Origin of the sequence: Chitinophaga silvatica, assembly GCF_003419895.1 — a bacterium.
Lineage (GTDB): Bacteria > Bacteroidota > Bacteroidia > Chitinophagales > Chitinophagaceae > Chitinophaga > Chitinophaga silvatica.
This window is the reverse complement of record NZ_QPMM01000002.1, coordinates 718,971-738,899: the sequence shown is the minus strand read 5'-3', so window position 1 is coordinate 738,899 and position 19,929 is coordinate 718,971. Positions and strand designations below refer to the sequence as shown.

The window sequence follows — 19,929 nt, the reverse complement described above, 5'->3', positions numbered from 1 at the left end:
AAAAAAGGGCATTCTCTACCAGGTAGAGAATGCCCTTTTTAAATATTTTATACAGAAGACTATTTTCTCATGTACATTACTTCTTTCACCAGTTTCACAGTGCGCTCAATATCTGGCAGATAAAGTTTAACCAGGTTTGGAGCATAGTGCATTGGAGCATCAGCAGCAGTGATACGGCGGATAGGAGCATCCAGGTAGTCGAAACCTTCTTTTTGGATGCGGTAAGTGATTTCAGAAGAAACGCTGGCGAATGGCCATTGTTCTTCAACGATTACCAGACGGTTGGTTTTCTTAACTGATTCGAGGATGGTAAACCAATCCAGCGGACGAATAGTACGTAAGTCTATTACTTCAGCTTCGATACCTTCTTTTGCTAATTCTTCAGCTGCACCTAAAGCTACTTTCATCATTTTGTTGAAAGAAACGATAGTTACATCTTTACCAGCACGTTTGATATCGGCTTTACCGATAGGGATGATATATTCTTCTTCAGGTACTTCACCCATATCACCGTACATTACTTCACTTTCCATGAAAATAACCGGATCATCGTCGCGAATGGCAGCTTTAAGCAAACCTTTTGCATCGTATGGGTTAGATACAGAAACTACTTTTAATCCAGGGATATTAGCGTAATAGCTTTCAAATGCGGTAGAGTGCTGAGCACCTAATTGACCTGCAGATCCGTTTGGACCGCGGAATACAATCGGGCAACCAATTTGGCCACCACTCATTGCCAACATTTTAGAAGCTGTATTTAATATTTGGTCTAACGCTAATACAGCGAAGTTCCATGTCATGAATTCAACAACCGGACGTAGGCCGTTTTGAGCAGCTCCTACTCCAATGGCAGCAAATCCAAGCTCTGCAATTGGCGTGTCAATTACACGTTTTGGACCAAACTCATCCAGCATTCCCTGGCTCACTTTATAAGCACCATTGTATTCGGCTACTTCCTCCCCCATAAGGAATACTCTGTCATCACGACGAAATTCCTCCTGTAGGGCTTCTCTTAAGGCTTGTCTGAAAGCTATCTGACGCATGCTATTCTTATTGAAAAGTTTTTAATGCCTATAAATAAGGCAGGGCAAAAATATTGTTTGTAAATGAAAAAGCAAAGTAAAGAACGGATTAATAATTATCATAACTAATTCTTACATAGAAATCAAAGTTTTATTAAAACAAATACATATATTTATATTTTAATAATTTTATATTGCCTTCGCCAACTTTCTACAGGCCATGATTACTATTACTATTCTATTGCTGTGCTTTTTAGGTGCTCTCTCGTTAAAAATTAAAAAAGTAAGAGCCCCCGAAGCTTATGCTTTATTGTGGTATATACATATTATTTTCGGTTCCCTGGCTTTTCTTTGCCTGTTATTGATGTTAAATGACTGGGGTTTTAAAGGCACCCAAACCGAAAGAGTGTTCTTCACCCTTTATGCCGGTTCAGGGATGCTGTTATTTGGACTCACCAAGCCGGATAATGATGCCCGTTATGCTTATTTACTTTGCCTGTTTGGTTTTCCCTTTTTGCTACTACTAGGACTGCTTATTCCACCTCTGAGAATCATAACGTTGGTAATTGCCATTACAATTTTCTCCGACAGTAAATTTACCCGGTATAAAATTGATGATGATTTTGCCCTGCAAACAAAAACTACGGGGATTTTGTCGGCCTACCCGGTTTATAGCCTGGTAGAAGACAAATTATTTTTCTTTGAGAAAGTGACTCCGGATATAATTTCCCCGAAAGCGGAAGTAAGGCTGCTAAAGATGGATAAACAGGGGAATGACAGTGTAAGGATCCAACTTAAAAGCGCTAATAACAAAATTGATACTACGATAGCGTTGAAGCCTGGTGCTAAAACACATAGTTTATAAGTGGTTAGGTCCAGGGCTATTAACCCTCAATGCTGCGATTGCAATAAAGCCTGATGCTATGACACATAGTAGGTAAGCAGTTAAATACAAGCTTATTAACCATTAATAAGAACACATAGCAGGCTTATATCGGTCATTGATATTCACAATTCTAAATTTGCCAAATAGAAAGCGGCTGTATTATAACTTGATACAGCCGCTTTCTATTTTTATCTAAATGATTAATTTTTAACTCTTTCTATTACAATTGCACTGGCACCACCGCCGCCGTTGCAAATTCCGGCAACACCCAGATTAGCATTTTTACTTTGAAGGATACTGTTTAAGGTAGTAACGATACGGGCGCCACTACATCCGATTGGGTGCCCCATGGATACGGCTCCACCCCATACATTCACCTTATCCAGCGATACCCCAAGATCTCTCGCATTAGAAATAGGTACTACAGAAAATGCTTCGTTGATTTCAATAAAATCTACATCACTGAGCTGTTTTCCGGCTTTTTCAAGCGCTTTATTAATTGCCTTTACCGGAGTAGTAGTAAACCATTCCGGAGCCTGAGAAGCATCCGCAAAGCTGATTATTTTAGCTAATGGCTTCAATCCAAGTTCTTTCACTTTCTCGCCACTTACCAAAACAACTGCTGAAGCCCCATCATTGATATTTGATGCATTCGCAGCGGTAACTGTACCGTCTTTCTGGAAACTAGGCTTTAATGTTGCGATCTTATCAAAGATCACCTTTTTATAATCCTCGTCTTCAGTGACTGTAACAACTTGTTTACCAGGTACTTCCACAGGAACTACTTCTGTATTAAAAAACCCGGCCTGCCAGGCTGCTGCTGCGCGTTTATAGCTTTCAGCTGCATAGGCGTCCTGCTCTTCTCTGCTGATATTGTACTCTTTGGCACATAATTCAGCTGCATTTCCCATATGGTAATCGTGATAAGGGTCCCACAAGCCATCACGGATAATACCGTCTATAAGGGCTCCATGACCTAATTTATAGCCATTACGGGCCTTATCCAGATAATAGGGAGCTGCGCTCATATTTTCCATACCTCCGGCTACTACAATGTCATTGTCGCCCAGCATAATGCTCTGAGCAGCCAACATAATAGCTTTCATACCTGAAGCACAAACTTTATTAACGGTAGTACATGGTACTGTATTTGGCAATCCGGCACCCAAACTAGCCTGATTTGCAGGAGCCTGGCCTAGATTAGCGCTGAGAACGTTCCCCATATATACTTCGTCTACCTTATTGGCATCCACTCCAGCTCTTTCCAACGCGGCCTTGATAACTATAGACCCCAGTTTGGTTGCAGGAACACTTGATAATGCCCCATTAAATGAGCCAATAGGTGTACGAACTGTCGATACTATAAATACTTCTTTCATCTGATAAATTAAGATTGTTTGGCATTTTTTAATCTATCAAATATAAGAAAAAAGATGACGGGAACAGTTGCTGACACTAGTAAATCACTACTGGAATAGCTTTAGCCCCATTGACCCTTAAGTAATACAATCCTTTAGGCTGATCCCTTAAATCGACAGACATAGGCTGCTGCCCATCAAATACCTTTTTTTGCACTAAAGTTCCAATTGGATTAAATACTTCCAGCAATATCTGTTTGGCAGTTATGGCGGGTAATTGAAAATATACAATGCCTGTGGAAGGATTAGGATAAGCTTTGATAACCAAAGGCTTATCAGAATTATCGTCACCGGCCCTGGTTGGGAGGGTAAATGACAGTAATGAAATAATAAATAAAAGTAGATTTTTCTTCATAGGATACGGGGGTTTAAAGACGGTTTTTAATAGTATAAAAATACATAATCTATTTGAAATTATTATGGGTATTCTGATTCAATTCTCTCCAATAATGAAATTCCTGTAATTTCGCAGCGTGATATCCCAGCAATCCATACAGCAGATTCTTAACCGCATTGATATTGTGGAAATAGTTGGCTCTTTTGTGAAATTGAAAAAAAGAGGTGCCAATTACTTAGGGTTATGCCCGTTTCATAATGAAAAATCGCCCTCTTTCACTGTTTCTCCCGGGAAAGAAATCTATAAATGCTTCGGTTGTGGTGCCAGTGGCAATACAATCAACTTCGTCATGGAGCATGAAAAATACTCCTATGTTGAAGCTCTTCGTTGGCTTGCCCAACGTTACCAAATAGAATTAGAGGAAACCGAAGTAAGTGCAGAGCAGAAACAACAACAACTGCTGGCAGATAGCCTTTTCATCATCAATAACTACGCTAGAGAATATTTTACCGATACGCTTTTTAATTCGGAAGAAGGACAAAATATTGGATTAAGCTATTTTGAAGAAAGAGGTTTTACAGAAGAAACTATCAAAAAATTTCAACTGGGCTACTGTCTCAATACCTTCAACTCCTTTTCTCAATCGGCTCTGGACAAAGGTTACAACCTGGAGTACCTGCAAAAAACCGGATTGGTTACCATACGGAACGACCAGCCGGCAGATAACTATAGAGGCAGAGTAATATTTCCCATTCATAACCAGTCCGGGAAGATTCTTGGATTCGGCGCACGTATTCTGGGAAAATCAGATAGAGCCCCAAAGTATATCAACTCTCCCGAAAATGACATTTATGTCAAAAGCCGGGTATTGTATGGAACCTACTTTGCACGACATTCTATTGATAAACTCAATGAATGTTTGCTTGTAGAAGGATATACCGACGTTATATCACTGCACCAGGCAGGAGTTGAAAATGTTGTTGCTTCCAGCGGTACTTCACTGACGCAAGACCAGCTTCGATTAATAAAGAAATATACCAATAACCTCACCATCCTCTACGACGGTGATAGTGCCGGTGTTAAAGCCGCATTACGTGGATTGGATATGGCCATAGAAGAAGGACTTAACGTTAAACTTGTACTCCTTCCCGATAAAGAAGATCCGGATAGCTATGTCCAAAAAATTGGAGCTAATGCATTCCGCGAATTCATACAGGAAAATAAGAAAGACTTTGTGCTGTTTAAACTGCAAATCAGTATGCAGGAAGCAGGAAGCGACAGCACAAAAAAATCCCAGCTTGTTAATGAAATAGCAGAAACTATTTCCAAAATCGACAAGACGGAAGATTTTACCAGACAACAGGATTATATCCGTCAATGTAGTCAGTTACTGCATATCGATGAGCAGGGATTGATTCAACTGGTCAATAAATTCATCAGAGACCGACTTGTTAAGCGTGAAAATGCCCTGGCCAAAAACCAGGGAAGTGATGCTTTAAGCGAAGAAGCTATTGCGGCCATGGAAGCTGCAGAAACAGGGATATCTGTTGAATCTTTGCTCAGCGGCCATGAAAGACAGGAAAGAGAACTGGTTAAAATTCTGCTTCGTTTTGGCGATAAAACCTTCAATGATGAAGAAAACATTACGGTTGCTGATTATATCTTCAGATTACCTTACGACTTCGAAGCACTGGCTGAGAGTGAATTGGTAAAGCGTATCCTCAGGGAATATAAATTGAAATACGATACTGGCGAATTGCTGGACCGTAAGTGGTTTCTCTATCACGAAGATCAAATCTTATCCCGTCAGATTGCAGAAATCCTGGCAGATAAAGAAGCAGATTTAAGTATCAACTGGAAAGATCGCTTTGAAATTGATACAGTATATGGAGATAATGCCTACCTGAGAGATACTATCTCCACCACCAACTATCTTATTCTGAGAAAAATAAAGAAGCTAATCTTCGAAAATCAGGAAGAAGCCAAAAAGGCTACTGATATGGAACAACTGATGGTTTGTCTGGAAATGCAGAAACACCTGAATACATTGGAAAGAGAACTGACCAATGGAATGGGAACAGTAGTCTTTAAATAAGTTCAGACTATATTCTTTCCCAAACCTGAAAAGAGAAAGGAAACTCATCTTTCTCACTCAATTCATGGCGCTCATCACTAATCAATTCAAATTCATTTCCATCAATTTGCGGGAAAAATGCATCGCCATGTACAACAGCGTATACCCGTGTCAGATATATTCTGCTAACTAACGGCCACGCTTCCTCGAAGATTTGTGCCCCACCTGTGATAAAAATTTCTTCTTCTCCAAATGATTGAGCTTTACGAATGGCCTCTTCAATAGAGTTTACTACATAAACACCTTCGGGCTTAAAATCACGCTGGCGGGTGATTACAATATTGGGTCGTCCTGGTAACGGCTTACGTATGGAATCAAAGGTTTTACGTCCCATAATGATGGGCTTACCCATCGTAACGGATTTAAAATACTTGAGATCAGTAGATATTTTCCAGGGCAGCATATTATTTATGCCAACTACATTGTTTTCAGAAGCTGCAACAATGATGGATACTCGCATAATATTGAAATTATACCGCTACAGGTGCTTTTATAGCAGGATGAAACTGATAGTTTACCAATTCAAAATCTGAATATTGGAACGAAAATATATCCTTTACTTCAGGGTTAATTTTCATTACTGGTAACGGGTATGGCTTCCTGGTTAATTGCAGTTTCGCCTGTTCAATATGATTACTGTAGAGATGTACATCACCAAAAGTATGGATAAAGTCGCCGGGTTCGAGATCACAAACCTGTGCCATCATCATTGTCAGAAGTGCATAGGATGCTATATTAAAAGGAACTCCCAGAAATACATCTGCACTTCTCTGATACAATTGGCAACTAAGCTTTCCTTTTGTTTCACCTTTAGCAGTATTTGCTGGTGTTACATAAAACTGGAATAAGCAATGACAAGGACTCAGGGCCATTTTAGGTAAATCGCCCACATTCCATGCGTTCACGATAATCCTACGGGAATCAGGATTCTTTTTAATGGTATTTACAGCATCTGTAATCTGGTCAATTACATTACCGTCGCGAGTTTCCCAGCTACGCCATTGTTTACCATATACAGGACCCAGATCACCGTTTGGATCTGCCCATTCATCCCAGATACTTACACCATGTTCTTTTAACCATTTGATGTTGGTATCTCCATTTAAAAACCAAAGCAGTTCGTAAATAATGGATTTAAGGTGAAGTTTCTTAGTAGTAACAATAGGGAAACCTTCCTGAAGGTTAAAACGCATTTGATAGCCGAAGCAACTTGTTGTACCGGTACCAGTGCGGTCGGTTTTTACAGTTCCTTCATCCAGAATATGTTGAAGTAGAGTTAGATACTGATCCATAATTGAGGGCAAGTTAAGGAAGAATTGTGAAAAAGTTCCCAGGGTTAGTAAAGGCTGGTGAATTTTTGACAATAAAATCAATTGACTATCAATTAATTGCGAAGATTTTATAAGGAAATGGTGAGAAATTGGTGAATAAAATCTCTGATAAGACCTATTGATTTCAAACAGATGATGAAAACATTTAGTCAAAAACGAGTGAAGATGAAGCATTATTCCTGTAAGCAAAAATAAACTGAAATGCCAAACACTGCTTGTGTCTGGCATTTCAGTTATTATACTATTAAAAAGCAGGTTTAGCTTGTTCTAAGCTTCATTTTGGAGAGGATGTAATGTATCATTAAAGAGGATGTGATCTGGTTTAATTCCTATATGCTTTATCTCTTCGCTATTTCGACTTCTCTATTTTTATCTTTTGAGTGTAATTGATCTATTTGATATCTAAACCTTTTATCATTTTGAGAGTATATGATCAGTTTAGATTCTTCTACTCTGAATGTTAGCAGCTTAGATTCTTCTACGTTTCATCTCTTTGCGGATCAGGGATAATTCTCTACCCATTTGTCCGGCTATGGAAGTATTTTCCTGGGCGCGGCGAATCAAATATGGAAGCACTTCTTTTACTGGTCCGTATGGGAGATATTTGGAAACATTATATCCAGCATGAGCCAAATTGAAGGTAATATTATCACTCATCCCCAATAATTGGGAGAAGTTGACATGCTCATGATTGTGTTTATATCCTTTTTCATGCATTAGTCGGGCGGCCAGCATGCAACTATCTTCATTGTGAGTGCCAATGAAAACAGACAACTTATCCAGGTTCTCGATGCACAATTTTACAGCGGTATTGTAGTCGTTATCGGTAGCTTGTTTACTAGGCTGAATTGGAGTTGGGTAATTATTTTCAGCTGCACGTTTATTTTCCTTCTCCATATAAGCACCCCTTACCAATTTTGCTCCAAGCAGGTATCCGTCTTTCTGAGCGGCAGCCAGAGATACTCTGAGGTATTCTAGTCTGTCGTGGCAATACATCTGGAAGGTATTATAAACGATTACTTTTTTCTTATTGAATAAAGACATCATTTCATTGGTGAGGTCATCTACGGGGTCTTGAATCCAGGATTCTTCGGCGTCTACCAGGATAGCAACATCATGGTGAGCACCAGCCTCAGCAATTGAATGAATACGGTTTCTTACTCTCTTATACTCGGCCTGTTCTTCAGGAGTAAGGCTATCTTTGCGATGTAATTTTTCAAGCAATTCAAATCTGGCGAAGCCGGTAATTTTAATTGCAATAAATGGAATATCCGGACGGGTTGCAGCGTATTGAATAGCTCTGATAAATTCCGGAACAGCAGCATCATAGCTATTTTCACCTTCCATTGCTTCAACACCGTAGTCGAGTGCTACACCTACATGGTAATTTCCCAGCTTTAAAGCGGTAGCTGCAGCTTCTTCGAGAGATTCACCACCACAGAATTGTGCGAAGATGGTATTTTTAATTATTCCTTTAATAGGAAGACCTAGTTTGAAAGCCAGTGGTGTCATTGTTGCACCAAACTTTACTAACCAGGGTTTGCCTATATTGCTAAAAAGAAAGTTGGCCCTTTTCAGGTCCTTATCGGTTTTTGCTTCGAATGCAATTGCCGTATTATCGAAAGATAAAGATAGCTGCTTGTCCATGGGCCGCAAAGTTAGGGGGCGCCTGACTTCTAAACAAAAATCATTAGAATATCAACATAACTTTTTAATAGCGTTAACGAATATTGTCTATTGCTACTCATAAATTGTTTAAGCCTAACTTTTTGCCTCTGTTTATTTTACTATTTTTAGGGTTTTATTATTACATACAAAATACCTGGTATATGCAATTTAAAAATGATACTATATTTTTTTCGGCTTTTTGGGCAGGTATAGTATTAATGAGCTGTGGCACTAAAACAACTGAAAGTAAATTGGATTCTCTTAAGGTTCCAGGAATTACATATCATACCTATGAAGGCAAAATTGGGGTTAGAACCCCAGTAACATTGCCAGATAGCAGTACAGTTATTCTAAATTCAGCCACCTTCCTGGCAGTACCTGATTCATTTCCCGGAAACCGGGCTGTGCTTCTGGACGGAGATGCGTTCTTTGATGTAAAACCAGGCAAGGATACATTTACTGTAACTTCCGACAAACTTAAAGCTACAGTACTGGGAACTTCTTTCCGTATGAGATCTTTTGGTGCTCAACATGGGGCAACCTTTTACCTGTTGAATGGTCAGGTAAGGGTTAGTAAGTCTTATTATTCAGCAACAGATAATCAACCTGAAATTCTGGAAAGAGGACAAATGATTCTCGCCAATAATGAAATAGACCTTATGGAAAAAGAAACCTATCATCCTGAAGAGTTGGAAGCCTGGTTATCTGATTCCCTGATACTGAAGAATATTACAATTATGCAACTCTCCCGTACACTAGAAGATTGGTTTGGAGTAGATGTTGTTATTTCGGGAGATGGATCTAAAACTCCGGATATCAAAGAACAAATTTTCCACAAGGCTACATTGGAAGATGTATTAAGCAAACTAAGTAAGGATATGCACTTTACTTATAAGATTAGTTCCAAGGGAGTAAAAATAAATTTGTAATGATGTAACTGCTGTGCTGATTCCCTTTCATTTTGAAGTTGAATAATGAAATGGAATCAGTATAGTATGTTGAAATGATGAACAACTGTGTTCCTCTTGTAGCTTACAGCCATAGTAATAAAACACATAATCAGTACACTAAACTCAAGTATTTATTATGGTATCCACTCCAATTCCCTCCTTGGCATAAAATATCCTTTAATAAGATTAGGGTTTCTGATACAGATTTGAATATGTGTTTTGTTGTAGAATCCTGCGCCTTCATAAATTGGTTCTCCTTCAATAAAAGCAGCTCTGACAGATTCGAAAGGTTCAGTAACTAATAATTCATCAACAACAATACCTTCTCTTACAATTCTATGTAAATTTTTTATAACCGAACAATCAAGATACCTTAGTAAACGATCAATATCTTTTGAAGAAGATGCACCGATATTTTTCGGAACTTTTGCTCCTAAATCTTCTGATATTTTAATCAGGTTTCTATAGGAAGAATTAATATGCCTCAAACATTCTCTATCTGTAAGATCGAGGCAATTTCCAAGTGAAAATACGGCACCTAAAACTGCAGGATGTTTAATAATAATATTAGGTGGCGGATTAGTTGCATAATCTAATGCCCTGCTATAATTATTCTGCCAAAAATAAATGCCATCACCTAACCAATCAAAATTATTGTTACTGCCTCTTAATTCAGTTTCACCCAACAATACAGCATCTCTTACTGCTTTATCACAGCCATGAAAACCAAGTAACAATCCATGATCTGAAGAATAATTAATCTCAGAATTATGCATAAGATTTGACATAAACCAGCCAGAATATTTATGATATAATTTCTAAGATGGACTTTAAATTTTCACTTTAACAAAAGGGTTATTCTTAACCATATTCACAAAAATGAAAATCAATCAGACATAGTAAAAGCATCTGTAAAAAATGATCAAAATATTTGGTAATGACCAATACTAACTTTAATCGTACAGAAATAATGTTAATAATCTCTTTTTTTCTTTTTCTTTATTAATTCAGATTTCTCCACATTAACTGAAGTTCTTTTAACTTTCTTTTTTTCAGAGACATCTAATAATGGATTTACCACAATTCTTTGCCCGCAGCAAGAACAGATTTCAATTCCTTTTGCCTTTAGCCGTTTTATTTTCCTTTGGACCTTTCGTTGTTCTTCTTTTTCCTTTTTCTCCTGTTCATAAGCCTCCCTCATTTGTGGCAATTGCTCTTTGAACCCAAGTGCCTCCATTAATTCAAGGCAATACTCTGGAGATTCCTTTATTCTTTTCCGCTGAATCTTTAACAGAGTTTCCAAATTCCTGTGTTGTTGGTGTGTCATCATACTCAAATATAAATCCGCAAAGCCAATATCCGCGCAATCCTTACCTGATAAAATCATTTAAAAATTTTAATGTTAATTATCATCAAAATAATATGACATCCTAACATTCAATACCAACAAGCGATTCAGCTTGCTAAATCCAAAAAAATGTGCGAAGTTCGTTTTCTATTTGATCAAACTATTAACAGTTCGATTCAATAATAATCCACTCTCCTTATTCTTCAATTCGCTTAAAACTATTACTACTATGAAACTTCATTTATGGCTGTTATTGTTTTTCTGCGTTCCTGCAAAAATATTTGCTCAAACATCCCCTTGCTGTCACTCAGACGCAATCAAAGAATTCAGCATGCTGGCAGAGCGGGAAGACTTTAAAATGGCCCACGAAAATCCATTACCTTACAAATATGAAGGAATGGATGGCACTACCATTACCTTCCCCACACCAGACGGTAAAATGGGCTATGGATTCTTATTAAAAGCCAAAGAACCCTCAGATAAATACCTGTTTGTATATCAGGAATGGTGGGGTGTGAATGATTACATCAAAAAACAATCTGAAAAATTATATAACGACCTCAATGGTACAGTAAACGTACTGGCTGTAGATATGTATGATCAGAAAGTGGCTGCTAATCGCGAAGATGCTGCTAAATACATGAAGGATGCTTCATTGGATCGTTTAGAGTCTATCATGCAGGGAGCTATAAAATATGCCGGTCCTGATGCCGAAATTGCCAGTATCGGCTGGTGCTTTGGAGGTGGATTAGCTCTTCAGTCGGCCCTGCTTGAAGGTGAACATAATATAGGAGTTGTAATGTATTATGGAATGCCAGAGAAGGATGTCAATAAACTTAAAACGCTGACAGCTCCTGTTTTAGGGATATTTGGAACGAAGGATAAAGGTATTAATACGGAGTTGGTAGATGAGTTTGAAAAGAATATGAAAGAGGCTGGTAAAACTTTAATGGTTAAACGTTATAATGCAGATCACGGCTTTGCTAATCCAAGTAACCCCGATTATAATGTAGAAGCCACAGAAGATGCTTATAAGCATGCTATTGCCTTCTTACGGAAACAATTTGAATAAACGTAATGGGTGTATCAAAAGTATCTTTTTCTCTTATTGAAACAATTACTTTTGATACACCCCTTTTTATCTTTTATGCTTTACCATACTTCTGTAACAAAGCAATGGTTTTTCTGATTCCTTCTTCTTCGGATAATTGTTCTCCCTCATATTCAATACCCACAAAACCATTATAGCCGGCATTTTTCACTATCGATAACATTTTACCATAATCGATTTCCACTTCATTGCCATCTGGTCCGAAATTGTAAGTTTTAGCACTTACACCTTCTGCAAAAGGCATCAATTCTGCAACTCCCTGATAACGATCATATGCTTCTTCACAGTGCTCTGGTGTTCCTTTCAGACAGAAGTTTCCAAAATCTGGTAAAGTACCGCATTCCGGCATATTCACAGCTTTCATAATTCCACTGAGCCATTTTCCATCGGAAGAAATGCCCCCATGGTTTTCCACAATCACATTTATTCCATGGTCTTTTCCGAAAGTTGCCAGCTTAGTTAATGAATCTACTGCTGCCTGGGCCACTGCCTCCGGACTTCCCTCTCCCGCTGCATTTACACGGATCGAATGGCAACCCAAAAACTGAGCTGCTTCTACCCATTTATAATGATTCTCCACAGCCTGTAAACGCTTTTTAGCATCCAAATCTCCCATCTCCCCTTCTCCATCACACATAATCAAAACACTCCTTACATCCAAATCCTCACATCTCTTCTTTAGCTCTCCTAAATATGTTTTATCGTTTGCTTTATCTTTGAAAAATTGATTTACATATTCAACACCGCTGATCCCGAATTCCTTCCTGGCTCTTTCCGGAAAATCAAGATGACTCATTTTTCCGGCAAACAAAGCCTTATGGAATGACCATTCTGCCAACGAGATCTTAAAAAACAACCCTTCATCAATAGCTTGCAGCTTCTTTGATGTGATTGTTGCACTATCACTGTCCTCACCTGTCGACTTACCGGTATTACATGCAGCCAATGCTGCAGGAAGCATACCCACTCCCATTGTATACCATCCCAATTGTCTTAAAAATTCTCTGCGGTTATTTGTATTTCGCATATACGTGGTTTTATCATTCCAAAATATCATTTTAGAATTCCATATCCAAGTTTATTCATAAATAATTGTCTATACGACATCAATTTTCATGAATTAAAAATCTTTTCTATAGATGAAGCATAAGCTGCTCCAATAGGAATGGGGATATTTCTGATATATAACGAATTTCTGTCTGCCCGCTCTATCTTGTTATTCGCTACAATATATGATCGATGTACCCTGGTAAAGGTATTATCTGGTAATAAATCTATAGCCTCCTGCATAGAAAGTCTCGACATTAACTTTCGGTCTGCAAGAATGAAATTGACATAATTTCCGGCACTCTCCAGATACAGGATATCTTCCAGCATAACCCTGAATTGCTCATAACCACTTTTTATAAAGATATATTCCTGTAAGTCTTTTTGCGGAAGTCCAACCGTTTGTTGCTGTCTCAACTGCAACAAGCTATGAGCCTTATTGCAGGCCTTCATGAAGCGAATAAGAGAAAAAGGTTTCAGCAAATAATCAATAGCATCCAGCTCAAAACTTTTTACTGCATGTTCTGAATAGGCTGTGGTAAATACGGTCATAGGTGGATTTGGGAAACTAGTAATCAAATCCAACCCTGATATATCCGGCATTTTTATATCCAGGAATAGCAGGTCAACCTTCTCCTTGCTCAGAAAATCTATAGCTTCAAAAGCATTTGTAAAAAAGCCTTTCATCTCCAGAAATGGTACTTTGGCAGCATGATTTTCTATTACTGCTAAAGCTACTGGTTCATCATCTATCGCAATCGCTGTCAGCTTCATATAGCTTCTATATTTACCTTAACTATAAAAATAGCTATTCTTTACATTTTACCGATTAGTAACTTTTTGGCCTGTTGCCAGAATCTGCGGTACTGATTATCATCTTTGTTTCTCCATTCTTTCACCAGTTCATCTACCTGTTCTTTCCTCATATCGCTACTGGCTGCAAATAACTGATCAATTGTTTCTTTGTCTGATGCCAGCGCGGCTTCCTGGTAATGCTGTTGCAAGGCTTCTCCTTTATCGGCCTCCAATTGTGCACTAATGGCTCCCTGAGTGGTGGCAGCTGCCAATTTTTCGTCGTACTCTCCACGCGGCATCAATACTTTACTTAAAAGAGGCATTACTTCAATCAGCACAATAATAAAAACAATAAGTCTGTAACGTTGCTGTACCGGAGGGTGAGTATCCGTCAGTTCATTTAAAGCCTCAATCTGGGCCAAAAAACCGTTTGTAAGCGTTCCTAAATAAATAGCTTCTTTCAAGCTATCTTCACCATGTAACCTGTTGATCTGGGTTTCTAATTCTCTTTGTTTAGGTGCCCAGCTTCTTTCCATTGCCTGCAACTCTTCTTCCGACTTTAAATAAGCCATCTTCTTCACTTTGGCAATGGCAGATTCTCCAATTCTCCCGCTACCGCCTGTTCCATCGGTTTCATGAATATAGGCCTCTCTGTAAACCTTTAATTCTTCCGACTTATCGGCTAATTTCTGCTTACCTTCTGTTATACCCTGAGTATATTTACCCAGTTCTATTGCATTTAATTTAGTCAGTTGCTGCCTGTAGGCATCCAGTTTCGTTTGCCGGGATAGCTCCAGTTGTGCATTTATGTCTTTCTTAAACAACATAAGTACAACAGGTTGAGAAACAAAAAGCCCTATCGTAATAGCCAGCACCAGTCTGAAAATCAGGGGCATAATTTTTATTCCACCCTGAGCCCTCGACATGGCGGCTATCAATGTGCGGTCTATTGACAGAATAGCGAATCCAAAAAACAGGGCCAACAAACCAATGGCCAGATCATCATTCAGAATTGTTGAGAAAAAATACCCCCATGCCAGCGTGGCAAATATCCAGGTCACTAATACCGAAATACCAATGATCCTGAATCTTTCCTTTTCCGTGCGACATTCATTCAGGATGTCAATATCTGCTGCTGCCAGCCACCATAAAAATCTTGTCATGCCATCTGGAGAGGCCGACGGTTGTTCTTCTTTCTTCAACATTTGTGATTATTAATTTTCAACATTAATCGTTAAATGAACAAAATATTCTGTAGCCGTTTTGCGAATGCTTAATTCATGTTTGTTTGGATACAATAATGACAACCGTTCCTTCACATTATTAAGCCCTATACCCATTCCATCTTTTTCAGGATCATTTTCAGGTCGGGGATGTATACTATTATAAACGTCAAAGAATATCTGATTATGCGTACAACTCATAGAAATTGTGATCCTGGAACGATGCCGCAAACTAATTCCATGTTTGAACGCATTTTCAACAAAAGGGATCAGTAACATAGGTGCAATCTGGTGAGCGCATTGACTATCATCGATATTTACTTCTATTTGAATATCGGGGGAAGATAATACTCTCAAACGTTGCAATGCAATATAGTTCTCCAAATATGCAATTTCCTTATCTAGTGAAATTTTTTCAAGATTATTATCATGAAGCATGAAACGCATCATATCTCCTAACTTCTGAATTCCTTCACTGGTTCTCGAGGCATCTTCCTGTAAAGCTGTACCATACAGGGTATTTAAAGCATTGAACAAAAAATGCGGATTGATTTGTGAACGAAGAAAATCGAGATTCGCAGATGAATGCCCCAATGCCTTTTTCAATGTAAATACAGTTTTTTCCTGATTTAACTGAGAACGGAACAATAACCAGTCAATCGGCGATACCAGGACGAGAGACACCAAGGAGCCTATGGCGAATAATGCCCCCATCTGTGACCCATTTCCATGGAAAAATGCTCTGGAAACCATTGTCACCAGAAAGTTACAGATTAATATTATTAATGCCAGATCCCTGATAAGCTGCCATATCTTATGATGCCCGTCAACAAAGTCTGGAAATGCCTTATACCTGAGCAGGAAAAACACACTTATCTGGGAGAGCCCGAAAAAGAAAATCAGGAAAGCCAGATCTCTGCTATCACTAAATGATAGACAAAACAGCCCGACAAAAATTCCTGCTACCCACAATATTTCTGTAAGCAGTTTTTTGAATGCAGGATCTACAAAAATTCTTGAATAGCAATAATCAACAAACAACTTCCTGGCATAATAATAAACAACATACAAAACCCCGGAAAACAAGGTAGTAATGAAGGCTGATTTGGTAAAATGCATATTCGCCCCTCTTACTGTTCTGTAAACTCCGAATAAGTACCCGTTATAATAGGAATTAGCTATCAGGAAACATACAAAATAAAATAACCCAACCGGCACCAGTAACAATACACCAATGACCCAGTTACCTTTCTCGAGATATTTGGGCACAATGATAAAGTTGACGACAAGAAACGTAACATATATTGCCATAATTCTTGCAATAGAAGGCATCAAATAGTGCAAATAGTAGTCAAATACCTGATGATAAGTCGCGAAACTTTTCCCATATATTCTCTGGAGCTCGAATACATTGTAAATGATACTCGGATACAGTAAAGAAAACATTAATAAAAGAAAGATACCAGTGGCAATTGCAAATTCAATTCTTTTAAACTGAGCCATAACTCCGGATTTATTTCTGGCAATATTAAGGATTGTCTTCAGACCGCTTGTTCAAAATGGTACGAAACACAAATAATTAGGGGTGAAAGCTCAAAATTAAAAATTGTTGAATTGACAATTGAACTAGCAATTTTCGTTGATGTTTATTATTTTCAGCGCCAGAATATATTCACTATGAGTACCACAGACAGAAGAAAATTTTTAGGAACCGCTGCTGCTATCGCTGTAGGATCTACAGCCGCCGCAGCCATACCAACAAATAATATGGCAAAGAAATACCCAATTGCACACCATGTATTTTTCTGGTTAAAAAACCCAGACTCGAAGGAAGACAGAGATAAATTGATAGCTGGCGTTAAGACATTGGCTAAAATTGAAACTGTAAAAGAAATTCAGGTTGGTATTGTGGCCAATACAGAAAAGAGAGATGTAGTAGATACCAGCTGGGGAGTTTCTGAATTATTGTTTTTCAATGACCTCGAAGGACAAGCTGTATATCAGGACCACCCTATCCACCAGGAATTCATCAAAAATTGCAGTCACCTTTGGGATAAAGTTGTGGTTTACGATATTGCAACTGTTTAAAAATCACTCAAAATGGCCACAGAATTTTGGATGGCCGGACCAGTAGAAGGAGTTCCGGCATTACTTCAGCCTGTAGCCCATGCCCTGTTGCAGGCTAACCAGGAAGTAAATGAATTGATGCACGACTTTCCGGAATCCCTTCTCTGGATACCCCCTGCAGATGTAGCCTCGCCAGGCTTTCATCTACAGCATATGGCAGGGGTATTGGACAGACTCTTTACTTATGCTAATAATCAACCTTTAAGTCAGGCGCAGTTTAACTACCTAGCCACCGAAGGCAAGCCCAATGCCACACTTGAAGAATTATTAGAGCATTTCAACAAACAGGTACACAAATCCCTGATGCAATTGATTGTTACCCCTGAAGGCAGCCTGACTGACTTCAGAGGCGTTGGCCGCAAGCAACTTCCCTCCACAGTACTAGGGCTGTTATTTCATGCAGCTGAACATACTATGCGGCATGTAGGCCAACTTTTAGTTACGGTTAAAGTATTAAAATCAGGAATTACTACTAGATAAGTTGTAAATCTTTTACATTAGCCATATGAAACGCTTACTTACTTTAATGTTCCTTTTTACCATGGGAGCAACATATGCACAACAAACTCAGAAACCTCCCTTACACGGAAAAAACTGGATGGCAGTTACCGGCAAACCTTTAGCCGCTACAGCCGGAGCAATGATCTTCCAGCGTAATGGAAATGCTGTAGATGCTGCCTGCGCTATGCTGGCTGCAACCTGTACTATGTGGGATGTACTTAGCTGGGGTGGCGAAACACAGGCACTCATCTACAATCCTAAAACAGGAAAAGTAATTGCAATCAATGCACTGGGAGTTGCTCCTACAGGCGCCACTCCTGAATTTTACAAAGGCAAAGGATATGACTTTCCACCTGAATACGGCCCATTAGCCGCTGTAACTCCGGGTACTCCAGGCGGGTTATGCTATATGCTGGCAAATTATGGAACAATGAGCCTGAAGGAAGTATTGGCACCTGCCATGGAAATGGCCGCCGGTTATCCTATTGAAGCTCAAACAGCTAATAGTATAGAACGTGGAAAAAAATATATTAAGGAATGGCCATACAGCAAAGCCGTTTTCCTGACTCATCCAGGCAAAGAAAGAGAAGCCCCCGAAGCAGGAGAAATATTCGTACAAAGAGATTTACTGGCTACACTCACCAAAATGGTAGAAGCCGAACAAGCAGCACTGAAACAACATAAAAGTCGTAAAGAGGCTATTATGGCAGCTTACGACAGATTTTACAAAGGTGATATTGCAAAGGAATTTGTCAGAGGATGCCAGGAACAAGGTGGATTAATTACGATGGAGGATCTGGCCCGCTGGAAACCAGTTGAAGAAGCTCCATTGCATACCAACTATAAAGGAATTGAGGTCTACAAGTTACAGGAATGGACGCAAGGCCCTATGCTTTTACAAAGTCTGAATATCCTGGAGAACTTTGACCTGAAAGGTATGGGATATAACTCTGTTGACTATATCCATACCTTATACCAAACAATGAACCTAACCTTTGCAGACAGGGATTTCTATTATGGCGACCCGGCTTTTAATAAAAATCCGGCGATTGCGGGGCTTTTAAATAAAGATTATGCAAAGGCCAGAGCACAACAGATCAATAAAACGATGAATGATGCTCAGGCTGGTCCTGGTGATCCGTATCCTTATATGGGAAAAACCAATCCTTATTTGCATTTCCTGAAAGAAAGGGCACAATTATCAGATACTACAAGTGGGCGTAAGCCGGGTGGTTTTGTACCTAAGCACGATGCTACAACATTTAATAATTCTGATCTTAGCACCCTGTACGCTTCCAATGAACCTGATAGTGCGTATATGGATCGTTTATGGAGAGGTACTACCAGTGTTGAAGCAGCCGACAAGGAAGGATGGGTAGTGTCTATCACCCCAAGCGGTGGATGGTTACCGGCATGTATTGCAGGAAAAACCGGGGTGGGTATGAGTCAGCGTGCCCAAAGCTTTGTACTGGATTCAGCTATATGTCCGTTTAACGTAATTGCTCCGGGTAAACGTCCTCGTGTTACGTTAACCCCGTCTATGGCCTTAAAGGATGGAAAACCATTCCTTTGTTTTGGCGTGCAGGGAGGAGATACACAGGATCAGAATCTCTTGCAGTTTTTCCTGAATGTAGTAGAATTTGGAATGACAGTTCAGCAGGCAACGGAAGCTGCTAATATTAACACGAATCAATTATGGCTTTCTCTTGGAGGAACAACGATTAAGGAGCGAATGCCGCATCCTGGAGAAATATTGCTTAATAAAAATATTCCTGAGGCTACCAGAAAGACATTGGAAAAGATGGGGTATCATTTGAGTTTTGGAGAAAGAACCAGTGGACCTATTAATGCAATCTTCTTCGACAGAGCGCATGGAACTTTATGGGGAGGTAGCAGTAATCATGGAGAAGATTACGGTATAGGTTGGTAAAAATATTAGAGGATGTATCAAGAGTAATTTTACCTGATTTATTGAAGAGAATTTACTACTCTTCTATTTTTCAGATTACTGTTGATACATCCTCTAATTTA

General features: G+C 39.0%; 19 protein-coding genes. 7 read left to right on the top strand and 12 right to left on the bottom strand.

The window, feature by feature from the left end; genetic code table 11:
• Positions 1-59: 59 nt before the first annotated feature.
• Positions 60-1,043 carry a pyruvate dehydrogenase complex E1 component subunit beta gene (locus tag DVR12_RS07370; RefSeq protein ID WP_116974992.1) on the bottom strand — a complete coding sequence of 328 codons (984 nt, stop codon included), beginning with the start codon at positions 1,041-1,043 and terminating at the stop codon, positions 60-62.
• 199 nt (positions 1,044-1,242) lie between these two features.
• On the opposite strand from DVR12_RS07370, the gene DVR12_RS07365 reads away from it, so the two are divergent.
• Complete coding sequence (locus tag DVR12_RS07365; RefSeq protein ID WP_116974991.1) at positions 1,243-1,887, top strand: hypothetical protein; 645 nt, start codon at positions 1,243-1,245, stop codon at positions 1,885-1,887.
• Positions 1,888-2,108: 221 nt separating this feature from the next.
• Here the strand turns inward: DVR12_RS07365 and DVR12_RS07360 are convergent, their stop codons facing one another.
• The gene (locus tag DVR12_RS07360) at positions 2,109-3,287 is read right to left on the bottom strand and encodes an acetyl-CoA C-acyltransferase (RefSeq protein ID WP_116974990.1); all 1,179 of its coding nucleotides are present in this window, start codon (positions 3,285-3,287) and stop codon (positions 2,109-2,111) included.
• Between the two features lie 76 nt (positions 3,288-3,363).
• A complete protein-coding gene (locus DVR12_RS07355; RefSeq protein ID WP_116974989.1) occupies positions 3,364-3,681 on the bottom strand; it encodes a T9SS type A sorting domain-containing protein in 318 nt (105 codons plus the stop codon).
• A 118-nt stretch (positions 3,682-3,799) separates the two neighbouring features.
• Here DVR12_RS07355 and dnaG point away from each other — a divergent pair, with 118 nt between their 5' ends.
• The gene (dnaG, locus tag DVR12_RS07350) at positions 3,800-5,758 is read left to right on the top strand and encodes a DNA primase (protein WP_116974988.1); all 1,959 of its coding nucleotides are present in this window, start codon (positions 3,800-3,802) and stop codon (positions 5,756-5,758) included.
• Between the two features lie 7 nt (positions 5,759-5,765).
• On the opposite strand, the gene DVR12_RS07345 is transcribed toward dnaG, so the two are convergent.
• The 3 genes from DVR12_RS07345 to DVR12_RS07335 all read right to left on the bottom strand — a co-directional run bounded on the left by DVR12_RS07345 (position 5,766) and on the right by DVR12_RS07335 (position 8,775).
• Positions 5,766-6,257, bottom strand: coding sequence for a dihydrofolate reductase (locus DVR12_RS07345; protein ID WP_116974987.1), 492 nt, complete (start codon positions 6,255-6,257; stop codon positions 5,766-5,768).
• 10 nt (positions 6,258-6,267) lie between these two features.
• Positions 6,268-7,089 carry a thymidylate synthase gene (locus tag DVR12_RS07340; protein ID WP_116974986.1) on the bottom strand — a complete coding sequence of 274 codons (822 nt, stop codon included), beginning with the start codon at positions 7,087-7,089 and terminating at the stop codon, positions 6,268-6,270.
• A gap of 507 nt (positions 7,090-7,596) precedes the next feature.
• Entirely contained in the window at positions 7,597-8,775 is a 1,179-nt protein-coding gene (locus DVR12_RS07335; RefSeq protein WP_116974985.1) for a proline dehydrogenase family protein, read from the bottom strand.
• Positions 8,776-8,957: 182 nt separating this feature from the next.
• On the opposite strand from DVR12_RS07335, the gene DVR12_RS07330 reads away from it, so the two are divergent.
• Entirely contained in the window at positions 8,958-9,725 is a 768-nt protein-coding gene (locus DVR12_RS07330) for a FecR family protein (protein ID WP_116974984.1), read from the top strand.
• Positions 9,726-9,880: 155 nt separating this feature from the next.
• On the opposite strand, the gene DVR12_RS07325 is transcribed toward DVR12_RS07330, so the two are convergent.
• Both DVR12_RS07325 and DVR12_RS07320 read right to left on the bottom strand, forming a co-directional pair.
• Positions 9,881-10,534 carry a hypothetical protein gene (locus DVR12_RS07325; RefSeq protein ID WP_199417061.1) on the bottom strand — a complete coding sequence of 218 codons (654 nt, stop codon included), beginning with the start codon at positions 10,532-10,534 and terminating at the stop codon, positions 9,881-9,883.
• A gap of 185 nt (positions 10,535-10,719) precedes the next feature.
• Entirely contained in the window at positions 10,720-11,133 is a 414-nt protein-coding gene (locus tag DVR12_RS07320) for a hypothetical protein (protein ID WP_116974982.1), read from the bottom strand.
• Positions 11,134-11,323: 190 nt separating this feature from the next.
• Between DVR12_RS07320 and DVR12_RS07315 the strand changes: the two genes are divergently transcribed.
• Positions 11,324-12,166: a dienelactone hydrolase family protein gene (locus DVR12_RS07315; protein WP_116974981.1), complete on the top strand. Its 843-nt coding sequence runs from the start codon at positions 11,324-11,326 to the stop codon at positions 12,164-12,166.
• Between the two features lie 73 nt (positions 12,167-12,239).
• Here DVR12_RS07315 and DVR12_RS07310 read toward each other — a convergent pair whose 3' ends face one another.
• The 4 genes from DVR12_RS07310 to DVR12_RS07295 all read right to left on the bottom strand — a co-directional run bounded on the left by DVR12_RS07310 (position 12,240) and on the right by DVR12_RS07295 (position 16,773).
• Complete coding sequence (locus tag DVR12_RS07310) at positions 12,240-13,232, bottom strand: sugar phosphate isomerase/epimerase family protein (RefSeq protein WP_116974980.1); 993 nt, start codon at positions 13,230-13,232, stop codon at positions 12,240-12,242.
• Positions 13,233-13,318: 86 nt separating this feature from the next.
• Positions 13,319-14,026, bottom strand: a complete 708-nt coding sequence (locus tag DVR12_RS07305) for a LytR/AlgR family response regulator transcription factor (protein WP_199417060.1) — start codon at positions 14,024-14,026, stop codon at positions 13,319-13,321.
• 41 nt (positions 14,027-14,067) lie between these two features.
• The gene (locus DVR12_RS07300; protein ID WP_116974979.1) at positions 14,068-15,252 is read right to left on the bottom strand and encodes a DUF4407 domain-containing protein; all 1,185 of its coding nucleotides are present in this window, start codon (positions 15,250-15,252) and stop codon (positions 14,068-14,070) included.
• 9 nt (positions 15,253-15,261) lie between these two features.
• Complete coding sequence (locus DVR12_RS07295; protein WP_199417059.1) at positions 15,262-16,773, bottom strand: sensor histidine kinase; 1,512 nt, start codon at positions 16,771-16,773, stop codon at positions 15,262-15,264.
• Positions 16,774-16,947: 174 nt separating this feature from the next.
• On the opposite strand from DVR12_RS07295, the gene DVR12_RS07290 reads away from it, so the two are divergent.
• Genes DVR12_RS07290 through DVR12_RS07280 form a run of 3 tightly spaced genes read left to right on the top strand, consistent with a single transcriptional unit; the run spans position 16,948 to position 19,828 of the window.
• Entirely contained in the window at positions 16,948-17,358 is a 411-nt protein-coding gene (locus DVR12_RS07290) for a Dabb family protein (RefSeq protein ID WP_116975136.1), read from the top strand.
• A 12-nt stretch (positions 17,359-17,370) separates the two neighbouring features.
• Positions 17,371-17,877 carry a DinB family protein gene (locus DVR12_RS07285; RefSeq protein ID WP_116974978.1) on the top strand — a complete coding sequence of 169 codons (507 nt, stop codon included), beginning with the start codon at positions 17,371-17,373 and terminating at the stop codon, positions 17,875-17,877.
• Between the two features lie 25 nt (positions 17,878-17,902).
• Entirely contained in the window at positions 17,903-19,828 is a 1,926-nt protein-coding gene (locus DVR12_RS07280) for a gamma-glutamyltransferase family protein (protein WP_116974977.1), read from the top strand.
• The last annotated feature ends 101 nt before the right edge of the window (positions 19,829-19,929 follow it).

Excerpts from the sequence above, each read along its gene's own strand:
- DVR12_RS07340 (WP_116974986.1), bottom strand. The coding sequence starts at position 7,089 with ATGGATCAGTATCTAACTCTACTTCAACATATTCTGGATGAAGGAACT.
- DVR12_RS07290 (WP_116975136.1), top strand. The coding sequence starts at position 16,948 with ATGAGTACCACAGACAGAAGAAAATTTTTAGGAACCGCTGCTGCTATC.
- DVR12_RS07285 (WP_116974978.1), top strand. The coding sequence starts at position 17,371 with ATGGCCACAGAATTTTGGATGGCCGGACCAGTAGAAGGAGTTCCGGCA.
- DVR12_RS07330 (WP_116974984.1), top strand. The coding sequence starts at position 8,958 with ATGCAATTTAAAAATGATACTATATTTTTTTCGGCTTTTTGGGCAGGT.
- DVR12_RS07315 (WP_116974981.1), top strand. The coding sequence starts at position 11,324 with ATGAAACTTCATTTATGGCTGTTATTGTTTTTCTGCGTTCCTGCAAAA.
- DVR12_RS07300 (WP_116974979.1), bottom strand. The coding sequence starts at position 15,252 with ATGTTGAAGAAAGAAGAACAACCGTCGGCCTCTCCAGATGGCATGACA.
- DVR12_RS07345 (WP_116974987.1), bottom strand. The coding sequence starts at position 6,257 with ATGCGAGTATCCATCATTGTTGCAGCTTCTGAAAACAATGTAGTTGGC.
- DVR12_RS07335 (WP_116974985.1), bottom strand. The coding sequence starts at position 8,775 with ATGGACAAGCAGCTATCTTTATCTTTCGATAATACGGCAATTGCATTC.
- DVR12_RS07370 (WP_116974992.1), bottom strand. The coding sequence starts at position 1,043 with ATGCGTCAGATAGCTTTCAGACAAGCCTTAAGAGAAGCCCTACAGGAG.
- DVR12_RS07365 (WP_116974991.1), top strand. The coding sequence starts at position 1,243 with ATGATTACTATTACTATTCTATTGCTGTGCTTTTTAGGTGCTCTCTCG.
- DVR12_RS07305 (WP_199417060.1), bottom strand. The coding sequence starts at position 14,026 with ATGAAGCTGACAGCGATTGCGATAGATGATGAACCAGTAGCTTTAGCA.
- DVR12_RS07310 (WP_116974980.1), bottom strand. The coding sequence starts at position 13,232 with ATGCGAAATACAAATAACCGCAGAGAATTTTTAAGACAATTGGGATGG.
- DVR12_RS07320 (WP_116974982.1), bottom strand. The coding sequence starts at position 11,133 with ATGATTTTATCAGGTAAGGATTGCGCGGATATTGGCTTTGCGGATTTA.
- DVR12_RS07360 (WP_116974990.1), bottom strand. The coding sequence starts at position 3,287 with ATGAAAGAAGTATTTATAGTATCGACAGTTCGTACACCTATTGGCTCA.
- DVR12_RS07280 (WP_116974977.1), top strand. The coding sequence starts at position 17,903 with ATGAAACGCTTACTTACTTTAATGTTCCTTTTTACCATGGGAGCAACA.
- DVR12_RS07325 (WP_199417061.1), bottom strand. The coding sequence starts at position 10,534 with ATGTCAAATCTTATGCATAATTCTGAGATTAATTATTCTTCAGATCAT.
- DVR12_RS07295 (WP_199417059.1), bottom strand. The coding sequence starts at position 16,773 with ATGGCTCAGTTTAAAAGAATTGAATTTGCAATTGCCACTGGTATCTTT.
- DVR12_RS07355 (WP_116974989.1), bottom strand. The coding sequence starts at position 3,681 with ATGAAGAAAAATCTACTTTTATTTATTATTTCATTACTGTCATTTACC.